The sequence below is a fragment of the Streptomyces sp. YIM S03343 genome (assembly GCF_054729195.1).
This window is the reverse complement of sequence record NZ_JBPUKX010000002.1, coordinates 844277-856463: the sequence shown is the minus strand read 5'-3', so window position 1 is coordinate 856463 and position 12187 is coordinate 844277. Positions and strand designations below refer to the sequence as shown.

At 70.1% G+C, this 12187-nt stretch carries 9 protein-coding genes; 6 read left to right on the top strand and 3 right to left on the bottom strand.

The genetic code is table 11. The features are described from left to right. Nucleotides 1-133 precede the first annotated feature (133 nt). Both ACSYGN_RS39570 and ACSYGN_RS39565 read left to right on the top strand, forming a co-directional pair. Nucleotides 134-358 carry a hypothetical protein gene (locus ACSYGN_RS39570; RefSeq protein ID WP_460405397.1) on the top strand — a complete coding sequence of 75 codons (225 nt, stop codon included), beginning with the start codon at nt 134-136 and terminating at the stop codon, nt 356-358. Between the two features lie 316 nt (nt 359-674). Then, a complete protein-coding gene (locus ACSYGN_RS39565) occupies nt 675-842 on the top strand; it encodes a hypothetical protein (protein WP_460405395.1) in 168 nt (55 codons plus the stop codon). A gap of 58 nt (nt 843-900) precedes the next feature. Here ACSYGN_RS39565 and ACSYGN_RS39560 read toward each other — a convergent pair whose 3' ends face one another. Both ACSYGN_RS39560 and ACSYGN_RS39555 read right to left on the bottom strand, forming a co-directional pair. Further along, the gene (locus ACSYGN_RS39560; RefSeq protein WP_460405393.1) at nt 901-2841 is read right to left on the bottom strand and encodes a hypothetical protein; all 1941 of its coding nucleotides are present in this window, start codon (nt 2839-2841) and stop codon (nt 901-903) included. 383 nt (nt 2842-3224) lie between these two features. Next, the gene (locus tag ACSYGN_RS39555; protein ID WP_460405810.1) at nt 3225-4775 is read right to left on the bottom strand and encodes a subtype B tannase; all 1551 of its coding nucleotides are present in this window, start codon (nt 4773-4775) and stop codon (nt 3225-3227) included. A gap of 386 nt (nt 4776-5161) precedes the next feature. On the opposite strand from ACSYGN_RS39555, the gene ACSYGN_RS39550 reads away from it, so the two are divergent. Together ACSYGN_RS39550 and ACSYGN_RS39545 are read left to right on the top strand one after the other, a co-directional pair. Next, nucleotides 5162-5947 carry a response regulator transcription factor gene (locus tag ACSYGN_RS39550; RefSeq protein ID WP_460405391.1) on the top strand — a complete coding sequence of 262 codons (786 nt, stop codon included), beginning with the start codon at nt 5162-5164 and terminating at the stop codon, nt 5945-5947. Nucleotides 5948-5997: 50 nt separating this feature from the next. Next, nucleotides 5998-7440 carry a sensor histidine kinase gene (locus ACSYGN_RS39545; RefSeq protein ID WP_460405389.1) on the top strand — a complete coding sequence of 481 codons (1443 nt, stop codon included), beginning with the start codon at nt 5998-6000 and terminating at the stop codon, nt 7438-7440. A gap of 195 nt (nt 7441-7635) precedes the next feature. Here ACSYGN_RS39545 and ACSYGN_RS39540 read toward each other — a convergent pair whose 3' ends face one another. After that, on the bottom strand, nt 7636-8361 hold the full coding sequence (locus ACSYGN_RS39540; protein WP_460405388.1) for a CBS domain-containing protein: 726 nt from the start codon (nt 8359-8361) through the stop codon (nt 7636-7638). Nucleotides 8362-8773: 412 nt separating this feature from the next. On the opposite strand from ACSYGN_RS39540, the gene ACSYGN_RS39535 reads away from it, so the two are divergent. Both ACSYGN_RS39535 and ACSYGN_RS39530 read left to right on the top strand, forming a co-directional pair. Then, the gene (locus ACSYGN_RS39535; protein WP_460405386.1) at nt 8774-9646 is read left to right on the top strand and encodes a universal stress protein; all 873 of its coding nucleotides are present in this window, start codon (nt 8774-8776) and stop codon (nt 9644-9646) included. Nucleotides 9647-9697: 51 nt separating this feature from the next. After that, the gene (locus ACSYGN_RS39530) at nt 9698-12079 is read left to right on the top strand and encodes a glycoside hydrolase family 65 protein (RefSeq protein ID WP_460405384.1); all 2382 of its coding nucleotides are present in this window, start codon (nt 9698-9700) and stop codon (nt 12077-12079) included. Nucleotides 12080-12187: the final 108 nt, after the last annotated feature.

Below are 12187 nucleotides of genomic sequence, written 5' to 3'. Positions count from 1 at the left end.
ACAACCCCTGGAAATAGGGCCGTTGCATACCCGAACCCGGGACCCTCGGCTCATGCGCCGTACCCGGCGGGGGAGTTCGCTGGAAGCAAGAGAGTGACGCCCTGGAGGGCCCCGGCCGAGAGGAGGGAACACAGTGGGTACGACCCTGACACCGGAGTTCTGGGAGCGGTTCGCCGTTCTCCTGGTCGCGGCAGTGGCGGTGACCTTCGCCCTGACCGCCGTGTTCGACACGCTCGCGCAGCGGCTGACGGACCGTCATGACCGTCACGGCGACCGGCCGTCGGCATCCTCGGAGCCGACACCGCACCGGCCGGCGCCCGCGCGCCGTCACCGCACTCGCACGTCCGTCAACTGCTGAGCGCCGCACGTCCGTCAAAACCGCTGAGCGCCGTACGACCGTCAACTGCTGACGCCGTACGACCGTCGAGCCGCCGTGGATCCGCACCGCTGAGCACCCGCTCCGTCCCGCGGCGGTCCGTGATCGCCACCGCCCCGCACCGCGGTGGCCCGCCATGGACCGGTCGGTCCCTGTGCCACTGAGCTGCCCCCTGTCCCCGATCCCATCAGCCCCCCACGGCCTCCGGAGGACCGGTCGATTTCTGTTCCGCATATACCCCCTGGGGTATAGTGGGAAGAGAGGTTCACCGGAACAGATCTCACGAAAGGGTCATGCCATGTGCCAGCGGGCTGTCTGCCGCACCTGCGGAAAGATCACCTACTCGGGCTGCGGTCAGCATGTCGACCAGGTGCTGGCAGGTGTGCCGGCCTCCGAGCGCTGCCGCTGCAAGGCGGAGCAGAACGACTCCGGCCGCACGTTCTGGTCGCTGTTCGGTCGTCGCTGAAACGACGCCCCTCCACACAGGGACGTCGCTTCCCCCGCCTTCCGGCAGGTTCTTGCGGCTATGCCACGGTGAGCGTCAGGGCCCCGGAGTAGGTGGTGCCCGCGGCGAGGGCCGTCGCGGTCCCGTCGACGGTGAGGACGAGGCTCTTGCCGGACGGCGCCCGGACCTCAGCGTCGGCGTCGACGACCAGCTTCGTCAGGTACGACGTACCGGTGACCGTCCATACGGACCCGCTGCCCAGCTTCACGATCACGCCGTTGTTGACCGCAGCCTGCGCGGTGTTGGTGACGTGGTTGATCTGCTTCCACTCGGCCGAGGTGATGGTGGAGACCGCATGCTTCGACTTCGATGCGGAGATGACGCCCTCGACGCTGGTGCTGTCGAAGGTGACGACCAGGTTCTTGCCGGTGCGCATCGCGTTGAAGAAGTCCCCCTTCAGCTCGATGTCGGTGAAGGAGGCGGTGGCGTCGGCGCTGTGTTCCGCGGTGGTGTCGAAGGCGCTGTCCTTGTCCGCGGCACCGGTGGGTTCGGTGTAGGTACCGGTCATGGACCCGGGGTCGTCGGTCTCCATGATCTGCACCAGGACACCGTTGCCCGCGTTCAGGCGGGCGCCCTGCGAGCCGTCCACCGTGATGGACATCTGCTTCGCCTTGTCCAGGAACATCGTTTCGGCCGTGGAGAACTGGGTGCCGCCGCCGATGTCCACCGAGCCGCCGTCGCCGTTGTGCCACATGACGCCGAAGCCCCGGGAGACGACGACCGACCGCCTCGGCTCGATCTCCGCCAGCTCCGTCGCGCTCAGCCCGAGGTCCAGTTCGGTGTTGAGCGCGGCCACGGCCTTGCGGGTGCTGTCGGCGAAGGCGACGGAGCTGCCGGTGGAGATGGCGGCGAAGGTGGCCACGTCGAAGCGGGTGCCGAGGAAGACGTTCTGCTGGCTGCCGCCGTCGGCGTAGGTGCCGTAGCCGGAGTCGCCGGTGATCTCGACGGAGCCGTTGATCGCGTTGAGGCGTGAGTTGCGGACGGAGTCGGTGGACAGGACGCCCCACGCCTCGGAGGAGACACGGGTGTTGACGTACGTGGCCGTGGTGTTCTCGCCGAGCACGTTCGTCGCCCGGACGTTTCCGCTCAGCCCGAGCATCCAGGGCACCGTCATCATGTTCGGGCCGAAACCGGGCTCGTAGTCGTCGGGCAGCACGCCCTCGTGGGCGCGGATACGGGAGTTCTTGACGATCACGTTGGCGCCGTCACGGGCGATGAGGCCGGAGCGCACCACACCCCGGCTGTCGATGTCCGCCCTGTTCACCACCAGGCGGGTGCCGTCTCCCGAGCCGGTGACCGCGGCGCCGTAACTGGCGAAGTCACAGCGGCCGTTGCCGTCGAAGGTGAAGCGGGGCTGCTCCAGGGTGTACGAGGCGCCGTCGGCGACGAAGAAGCCGTTGAACGCCTCGCCGGTGGACGTCATGCTGATGTTCCTGGCGTAGGCGTCGGTGAGGCGCCCGCCGCGTACGCTCGACAGCACCGAGTTCTTCCGGACGACACCGGCGGAGCCGACGTAGACGCCTTGGCGCAGGTGGAAGGTGGCACCGGCGAAGGACTCCAGGTGCTCCACGGCCGGGGTGATGACGATGTCCCCGTAGTAGGTTCCCGCCGCGATCACGGTGGTCCAGCCGTAGGTGCCGTCCAGGGCCGAGCCGGTCTCCACACCGTTCACGGTCATGGACAGGATGTATCCGGACGGGGCGGTGAGGCTGGCGCCCTCCTCCACGACGAGGGCGTGGAGCCGGGTGATCTCCGTGACCTCCCAGACCTCGCCGGAGGCGACCTTCTTCGTCCGTCCGGTCGTGCTGTCAGGCTCCGCCGCGTGGGCGACGGCCGGGCTGAGCAGCATGGGTGACGCGACGCCCGCTCCTACGGCGAGCAAGGCGCGTACCCGTGAGCGCATGGTTACTTCGCGGTCCCCGAGAGCCTTGGTCGCGTCTCGGGTGGTCAATCTGGCCATACACAACTCCTTTGCACCCCATGGCAGTTCATGGGGCTGTTCGAGTCGGAGAGGTGTGACGGGGAGTGGAGCGCCCTCTCTTGGGACCGCGGTGCCCGGTTCCTGCGAACCCGGACCGTGGTCGTGGCCTTGGCCATGCCACAGCCTGAGCGCCGTCGACCCGGACAGCATCGCCGCATCGGACTAACGCGCAGGTGAAGGCGGTTCTTGCGGGCAGCATTCACTCTCCGTCAATCGCCCGGCAAAGTTACGGTCAATGAGGATAGGAGCCATTCCTGTGATCGCGGTAGATGAGTGGGGCCACTGGGGCCACTGGGGTCGCCAAAGCCGCGACGCCGATCCTGGGAAGCGCGGGGGATCGGCGTCGCGGCGAGACCGTGGTTTTACTTCGTGTGGCCCGTCACCTTGCCGATCCACGTCATGAAGTCGCCCGCGTCTTCGTTGCTGCCGTGTCCGCCGTCCCAGTACATCAGGGCGTTGACGTTGTCACCCAGGTTCTCCAGGCCGGCGGCGAGGTTGCCCACGACCGTGAGAGAGGTGGCGGTGTCGCTGGTGCCGACGCGGATCCACCAGTTCTTCGCCCGGGCGGGGTTCCTGTGCCGGATGAAGTACATGGGGTTCATCAAGTTGATCTTCTCGGGCAGGTCCGCGTCGAGCTGCGCGGTGTCGTCGCCCGTCGTGTGACGGAGGCTGTACGGCGTGAAGTGCCGGGCGTTGGCGGTCTCGTTGCCGAACTCGATGGTCTCCGCCGATGTGAGGTCGAAGTCGTCGAAGGCCGGCACGCTCTTGGACCGTCCGACATGCTCGACGAAGTCGGTGAACGTGAACGCCGCCTTGTCGTCGGACCAGGTGATCCACGAGTTCTTGGACAGATAGGTCGAACGGTCGGAGTCCGACAGGGCCTTGAGATACGTGGTGGCCGCAGGCTCGAGGTAGGTCTGCAGGAGGTGATCGGCACACCGGCCCGCCGTGATCTTGCCGAAGCCGTCCTTCCCCCTCAGCTTGAGGGAGGCCTGATAGCGGGCGAAGGCCGTGCTCAACTCCTTGGAGACGGTCTGGTCGACGACCGCGCCGGAAGAGTCCAGCGCGGTCCCGCCGAACATCCACTCGTACGCCATGTCGGCATGTTCGAGATCCGTGATGGGGCAGTAGTCGGCGCTGCCGAAGATGGCGTCGCTGGCCTTCGCGGCGCCGAGCTCCTTGAGATACGAGTCGTACAAGCGGCTGTCCGCGGACGCTCCGAGAAGGGCGGACAGCGCACCGCCGGCGCTGCTTCCGCTGGAGACGATCCAGTCGGTGTTCCCGGGAATCCGGCCCTTGTTGTACCGCACGTACCGCACGGCCGCCTTGAGGTCCACGATGGCAGCCGGTGCTTTGCCGTAGTAGGTGCCGCCCGAGGTGACGTTGTCGCGGCCCCGGCAGCCGGGCGCCACGACGACGTAACCCGCCGCCAGGGCCAGGTCCGCGTTGCTGATCATCTGGCCGCCGCCCACCTGGGCACCGCTGCCGGATGGAACGGACGCGCTCGCGCTCGGTGATACCCCGGTGCCGGACGGGGCGCCGCCGCCGGGCGCACCGCCGCCGTTGCCGCCCGACACGGGCGACGACATGTAGCCGCCCACTCCGATGCTGAAGAGAATGGGAGCGCCGGTGGCATCGACAGCCGTGCCGTCGATGGCGACGGGAACGCTGACGTTCAGGCTCTGGTAGTCCGTATCGACCGGGTTGGCGACATACGGGATGGCGCTGTAGAAGTGGTAGGTCACCTTCTTGTCGCCGTCTTCCGTGGACACGGTCTTCGTCTGTTCTGTGTAGGTGTCCTTGTCGAAGACCAGCGAATGCGAGTCGCTGCTGTCCGATGTCGTACCGGCGCTCGCCTGACTGGCCGCCCAGCCGGCGACCGCCGGGGTCGCGGTGGCCGCGGCAATCCCCATGATCATGGTCCTGCGCTTCACTGCTGTCTCCTTTCCCGTCGCGGCAGATCTGAACTGCCGCCGACTCGTGGGCCCGCGGCGGGTGGGGTCGTCCCGGAGGCCGCCGCTCAGGCACCACTGCTGGTGGACGTCATCCGGGACGAGGCGGTCCGTCACCGTGGGCGGCGGGACGGACAGGCTCGGGACCGGGACCGGGACCGGGGACCGGGGCCGTGAAGCCGCACGCCCGCGGCGCGCCTCGGTCGGCCTCCTCCGGACGACGAGAGCCGATGCCTGCGTCAGCGTATGGAGCGCTTCTGAATCCCGGCTGACTGCTGAAAGCCCGCTGAACGCTCCAAGAACCGCTGTCACATGGGGCCCACAGCCGCCACCGCGACAATGGACCCATGTCCGCACCCGTCAAGACCGGCCGTGTTCTCGTCGTGGACGACGAGCCGTCGATCCGAGACGCCGTCGCCACGGCGCTGCGCTACGAGGGCTTCGACGTCGATGAAGCCGCCACCGGCCGTTCGGCGTTGGAGTCGGCCACGGGACACCCTCCGGACGTGGTCATCCTGGACCTGATGCTCCCGGACGTCGACGGGATCCAGGTCTGCCGCATGCTGCGGGAGGCCGGGCAGGACTGCCATGTGCTGTTCCTCACCGCACGGAACAACGTGGCGAACAAGGTCACCGGCCTCGGCGCAGGCGGCGACGACTACATCACCAAGCCCTTCTCGCTGGCGGAGATCGTGGCACGCGCCAACGCCGTCATGCGGCGCAGGCTGATGCCGGTTGCTCCGCATCCCTTCGAGCCGTTCGGCCCCGGCCGCCTGCCGGAGACGGTGTCGCCGGAGAGCCGCCGTCTGGTGTGCGGTGACGTCATGCTCGACCGCGACAGTCACCAAGTCTGGCGCTCCGGCGTCGAGATCCAGCTGACCGCGACCGAGTTCCGGCTCCTCGCCTTCTTCCTCGGCAACCCTCGGCAGGTGCTGTCCAAGCAACAGATCATCGACGCGGTGTGGAACGAGGACTTCCGCGGAACGCTGAACAACGTCGAGGCGTACGTGGCCCACCTGCGGCGCAAGCTCGACCGGCACGGACCGGTGCTGATCGAGACGATCCGTCTGGTGGGCTACCGTCTCCATCCCCACGAAGCCGCACCCGCGACGGCACGGGACGGCGCACGGTGAAACCCGGCCGACGGAGACCGCCGACCGTGAAGCCCGGTCGGCAAAGACCGTTGCACGCACGGCTGACGATCGTGCTCGCCGCGGTCCTGACCGTCACCCTGGCCCTGTCCGGAACCGTCACCTATCTGGCCTTCGCGGCGTACCTGCGGGACCGGCTCGACACCGCGCTTCGCGACACCCCGGTCGTTCTGAGCAGCAACACGGGCAGAAGCACGGACGGCAGCACCGACGGCAGCACCGACCGGCGCGTGACGGCGGAGGACAAGGACTGGGCCCCGGGCCCGCGAGTCGAACCGTACTACCGGCTCACCAGCGCGGACGGTACGGTGCTCCGCACCCGAGCAGGTCGCGACTCCGCAGGGCGTACCTTCACTGCCGACCTGCCGTCCGTCCTGCCCGAGGTCAGCCGATCCGACGCGCGCGGAGGACCGGCGGCGTTCTTGGACGCGCGCTCCCGAGAGCCGTCCGGCCCACGGCTGCGGGCCAAGGTCTCGGTCGACACCAAGGGCAGGGTGATGGTCATCGCCCTTCCCGCCACCGACAACGGCACCTTGCTGCACCGACTGGCGCTGGTCCAGGGGTGCGTGGCGGCGGCCGCCCTGCTGCTGACATCCGCGGCGGCTTCGCGGATCGTCCGGTACCGCCTCACGCCGCTGCGCCGACTGGCACATGACGTGGAGTCATTGCGCCCCGACGAGCTGGCAACGCGTGTTCCGGTCGACATGACGACGCGTGAGGTACACGATCTGGCGGCCGCGACGAACGTTCTGCTCCAGCGGATGCATGACGCGTTCACACAGGAGAAGGCCGCGCAGGAGCGCCTGCGGCGGTTCGTCGCCGACGCCTCGCACGAACTGCGGACACCGGTCGCCGCCGTGTCGGCCTATGCGCAGCTTTTTGAACTCGGTGCCCGGGACCGGCCCGAGGACCTCGCCCGCTCGATGTCCGGCATCCAGCGCGAGACCTCGCGGATGCGCGACCTCGCCGAGGAACTGCTGACCCTCGCCGACGCAGAGGGAGCCACGGCGTCCGAGACCCAGGCCGTCGACGTCGCAACGGTGATCGGTCAGGCTGTCGATGCCGCACTCGCCGTCGATCCACGCTGGCCCGTGACCACGTCCCTGGGCACGGGTGCCGGAGCCGTGGCGGCCGAGCCGGCCCAGCTCCGCCGGGTACTGGACAACCTCATCGGCAATGTCCGGGTGCACACTCCCGAGGGGACCTCCACCCGGGTCGAGGCCCGGCAGGAGGGCACGCAGGTGGTCGTCGTGGTCGCCGACGACGGTCCCGGGCTCACAGCTGACGAGCGGGCCCAGATGTTCGACAGGTTCTGGCGCCAGGACCCGTCACGCTCCCGGGAGGCCGGCGGCAACGGCCTCGGGCTGTCCATCGTGGCCACCATCGTGAAGACCTGGGACGGCCATGTGGCCGCCTCCCGAACCCCGGGCGGCGGCCTGACCGTGACCCTTGTCCTCCCCGCCGCCTCGCCTTGACCGGCGGGCGGATACAGCCCCCGCACACCCGACAACCCGGGTCGTGCGGGGGCGCACCGTACGGCTCGCAGCGCATGACTCGCCATGACTCACAGCGAGTGCATCACGCCCGCAGCTCGCAGCAGGAGAATCCCGCAGCTCGCAGCAGGAGAATCACGCCCCGCAGCTCACAACAGGAGCATCACGCCCCGCGGCTCACAGCTTGTTCAGCCAGCCGTCCGCGACACCGTGCAGCGCCTGCTCGGCCGGCTGCAGACGGGCGTCGTCGAGCCGGTAGGTCAGATGGTCGACGACGCCGACCACGCCGTCCAGCCGCGCTGTCATGGAGGCGGCGATCGTCTTCTCGCTGCGCCGCTCCAGACGCCCCACCAGGGTCACGACACCGTCCTGCACGGTGATCGTGACGACCCGCGGCGTCAGCCACAGCGTCTCCACGAACACCTTCTGCTCCACGTCCTTGCGGATCTCGTCATCGTCGCGCCGGAATACGCCGAGCAGGTTCGAGCGGGTGACGATGCCCGCCAGACGGCCCGCGTCGTCCAGCACCGGCAGCCGCTCCACACCGTGGCGGGCCATCATCCGGGCCGCCTCCCGGACCGTGTCGTCGGTATGCACCGTGACCGCGGGCGACGTCATCAGCCCGCCCGCCGTACGGGCTTTGCTCTTCTCGTGCTCGATCCGTCCCCGGCGGGTCAGCCGCCGCAGCCAGCCGACCGACGGTGCTTCCTCGTACGGTTCGTGCGCCTGCCGCAGTACGAGGTCGGTCTCCGACAACACCCCTATGACCCGGCCTTCATCGACCACCGGCAGCCCGCTGATGCGGTGCGCACCAAGCAGTCGCGCCACCTCCTTGAAGGGGGTGTCGCGATGCGCGGTGACGACGTTGTCGACCATCACATCGGCGACCTTCGTGGGCTTCATGACGGATCCTCCTCAACGGCAGGCGGATCGGCCTGTGCCCGGTCCTCTTTGCCCGCCGCACCATTACTGTCAGGCCCCGACGGTGCTTACCCCATGGGCTGATCGGGCAGGTTACGGGACCAACGGCCCACGATCTTCGTACATTCGGCCCTGGTGTCGTGACGGTTGTAGGGGGCACGGGTCGGCCGCGCCCATAGAGGTACTCCTGCGCTTTCCCGGGTCCGGATATGCGGACCGAACGTCCCCCGACGGGGCCGAACTTCCCCTCACCGCGGCCCTGCCCCGGCTGCCACCGTGAGGGTGGAGCCCCGTGCCCAGGCCCCTTCCCCAGGCGCCCGGACCCGGGATGCTCCGGACCCAGCACGCTCCGGCCCAGGACTTCTCAGGCCCCCCGGAAGGCGGTGGGAAATTCATGGATCAGCCCCTCGTCGTCGGTGTCGACGGATCGGCGTCGAGTCTCACGGCTGTCGACTGGGCGGTGGACGAGGCGGCCCGGCACGGTCTGTCGCTGCGCCTCGTGCACGGCTCCCTCTGGGAGCGCTACGAGAGCGCTCTGCCGCACGCCGAGTTGTCACCCGGGCCCTTGCCCGGCCCGACCGCCGAACAGGAGGCGGCCCGGATCGTCGTCACCGCCGCGGCCGAGCGCGCCCGCCGCCGCGACCCCGCGCTGAAGGTCTTCGCCGACGTCGTCCCCGACGAACCCGCCGACGCCCTGCTGCGCGCCGCGCACGACGCCTTCGCCGTGGTCACCGGCTCCCGCGGGCGCGGCGAGCTGACCGGCCTGCTGCTCGGCTCCGTCGGACTGACCGTCGCGGCCCGCGCACACTGCCCGGTCGTCGTCGTCCGCGGCGACCGCGCCGGACTCACCGGCGGCCACCGGCGGATCCTGCTCGGCGCGGGCGACCCGGCCACCGGGGGCCAGGCGGCCCGGTTCGCCTACCGCGAGGCCGCCGTCCGCGACTGCGCCCTGGACGCCGTACGGGCCTGGCGACGCCCCGCCTACGACAGCGCCGAGACGACCGCCTACCACCAGGACCGGGCGTCCGCCGTGCTCCAGGCGCTGCTGCACGAGGCGGCCGACGGGTATCCCGGATTACGGGTGTGCCGTGCCACCGTGGAGGGACCGGCCCGCAAGGTGCTGCTGAACCGGTCGGCGGCCGCCGATCTGGTGATCATCGGCGCCCAGCGCCGGTACGGCCACTTCGGCCTCCAGCTGGGCCGCGTGGGGCACGCCCTGCTGCACCACGCGTACTGCCCGGTGGCCGTGGTACCGCAACTGGTGTGACCGCACATCCGGTGCGACCGCACCCCGCCCTCGCACGGGAGGACAGCCGCAGTGAACGACTGGATCTGGGAGTACGAGGGCTACGACCCCGTCGACGAACGGCTGCGGGAGTCCCTGTGCACGCTGGGCAACGGCTACTTCGCCACCCGCGGCACCCTGCCCGAGTGCGCCGCCGACCAGGTGCACTACCCGGGCACCTATGTCGCGGGCTGCTACAACCGGCTCGTCTCCGACGTGGCCGGACGCAGCGTCGAGAACGAGGACGTGGTCAACGTCCCGAACTGGCTGCCGCTGCGCTTCCGGCTGCCCGGCGGACCCTGGCTCACCCCCGACACGGCGACCGTGCTCGACCACCGCCAGCTGCTCCATCTGGCCTCCGGACTGCTGGAGCGGCGCACCCGCTTCGGGCTCGGCACGGGCCGGGCGTTCACCGTGCGGCAGCTGCGCCTCGTCCATATGCTCGACCCGCATGTCGCCGCCCTGCGCACCGAGTTCACCCCCGAGGGCTTCTCCGGCCCGCTGGAGGTGGAGGCAGCCCTCGACGGCGGCGTCCGCAACGCGGGCGTGCCCCGCTACCGGGACCTGGACGGCGGCCACCTCACCCACGTCCACACCGGCACGGCCGAGGAGGCCGGCGGCACCGTGTGGCTGCGCTGCCGCACCCGCACCTCCGACATCCGTATCGGCATCGCCTCCCGGCTCACCGCCGACGCGACCGTCACCGCGACCGCCCCGCACGACGACCCGCGCGCCGTGCAGCGCCTCACCCTCGGCCTCACCGACGGCCGCACCGCCACCGTCGACAAGTGCGTCGCCCTGCACACCTCCCGTGACCCCGCCATCAGCGACCCGCTGTACGCCGCCATCGCCCGGGTGGACCGCGCGCCCGGCTTCGACACGCTCCTCGACGACCACATCACCGCATGGGACCAGCTCTGGCGCCGCGCCGAACTCGAGGTGCCCGGCGGGGCGGGCCGGATCCTGCGGCTGCACCTCTTCCACGTGCTGCAGACCCTCTCGCCGCACACCGCCGAGCTCGACGTCGGCGTGCCCGCCCGCGGGCTGCACGGCGAGGCCTACCGCGGCCATGTCTTCTGGGACGAACTGTTCGTCCTGCCCTACCTCAACCTGCACTTCCCCGAGGTCTCCCGCGCCCTGCTGCACTACCGCCACCGCCGCCTCGAACAGGCCTGCACCAGCGCCCGGGGAGCGGGCCGCAGGGGCGCCATGTACCCCTGGCAGAGCGGCAGCGACGGCCGCGAGGAGACCCAGCAACTGCATCTCAACCCCAAGTCCGGCCGCTGGCTGCCCGACCACTCCCGCCTCCAGTACCACGTCGGCTCGGCCATCGCCTACAACGTCTGGCAGTACTGCGAGGCCAGCGGCGACACCGAGTTCCTGCACACCAAGGGCGCCGAGATGCTCCTCCAGATCGCCCGCTTCTGGGCCGACTGCGCCGTGTACGACGAGGATCTGGGCCGCCACCGCATCAAGGGTGTCGTCGGCCCCGACGAGTACCACGACGCCTACCCCGGCGCCGACCGCCCCGGCCTCGACGACAACGCGTACACCAACGTCACCGCAGCCTGGGTGCTCACCCGCGTCCTGGAACTGCTGCCCGCCCTGCCCGAGCCCCGCCGCCGCGAACTCGTGGAGCGCACCGGCCTCGACGCCGGCGAGCTCGAACAGTGGGAGGACATCTCCCGCACCCTGCACGTGCCCTTCCACGCCGGTGTCATCAGCCAGTTCGAGGGCTACGGCGACCTCGCCGAACTCGACTGGGACGGCCTGCGCGCCCGGCACGGCGACATCCGGCGCCTCGACCGGATCCTGGAGGCCGAGGGCGACACCGTCAACCGCTACCAGGCGTCCAAACAGGCCGACGTGCTGATGCTCGGCTACCTGTTCTCCCCGGCCGAGCTGAGCGCCCTGTTCGGCCGGCTCGGACTGCGGATCGACGACGAGACCTGGCGCCGTACCGTCGACCACTACCTGTGCCGCACCAGCCACGGCTCCACCCTCAGCACCCTCGTCCACGGCTGGGTGCTGGCCCGCGCCCGGCGCGCCGAGGCGTGGAAGTTCTTCCAGGAGGCCCTCCAGGGCGACATCGCCGACGTCCAGGGCGGCACCACCGCCGAGGGCATCCACCTCGGCGCCATGGCCGGCACCGTCGACATGGTCCAGCGCGGTCTCACCGGCCTGGAGACCCGCGGCGGCGCCCTCCGGCTCCACCCCGTCCCGCTGCCCGAACTGTCCTCCTACGGCTTCGCCCTGCGCTACCAGGGCCACTGGGGCGTACGGCTGCGGCTGAGCCGGGGCAAGCTCGAGGTCGCCGTACCGGCGTCCGACGCGTCCCCCATCGACGTACGCCTGCCCGGTGCCGGGGTCCGTCTCCAGCCGGGGGAGACCCGGGTACTGCCGTTGCCCGACTGACATTCTTGCGGCAGATCGGACCGTATCCCGGCGTTCTTCCGGCCGAAGCCGTCAGAATTCGGCCAGATTCCGGTCTGGCTTGGGCCGGTCGGTCCCGCACCGGGCGCC

Bases quoted from the DNA above. Each gene is read 5' to 3' on its own strand.
- ACSYGN_RS39565 (WP_460405395.1), top strand. From the start codon at position 675: ATGTGCCAGCGGGCTGTCTGCCGCACCTGCGGAAAGATCACCTACTCG.
- ACSYGN_RS39560 (WP_460405393.1), bottom strand. From the start codon at position 2,841: ATGGCCAGATTGACCACCCGAGACGCGACCAAGGCTCTCGGGGACCGC.
- ACSYGN_RS39555 (WP_460405810.1), bottom strand. From the start codon at position 4,775: ATGGGGATTGCCGCGGCCACCGCGACCCCGGCGGTCGCCGGCTGGGCG.
- ACSYGN_RS39550 (WP_460405391.1), top strand. From the start codon at position 5,162: ATGTCCGCACCCGTCAAGACCGGCCGTGTTCTCGTCGTGGACGACGAG.
- ACSYGN_RS39540 (WP_460405388.1), bottom strand. From the start codon at position 8,361: ATGAAGCCCACGAAGGTCGCCGATGTGATGGTCGACAACGTCGTCACC.
- ACSYGN_RS39535 (WP_460405386.1), top strand. From the start codon at position 8,774: ATGGATCAGCCCCTCGTCGTCGGTGTCGACGGATCGGCGTCGAGTCTC.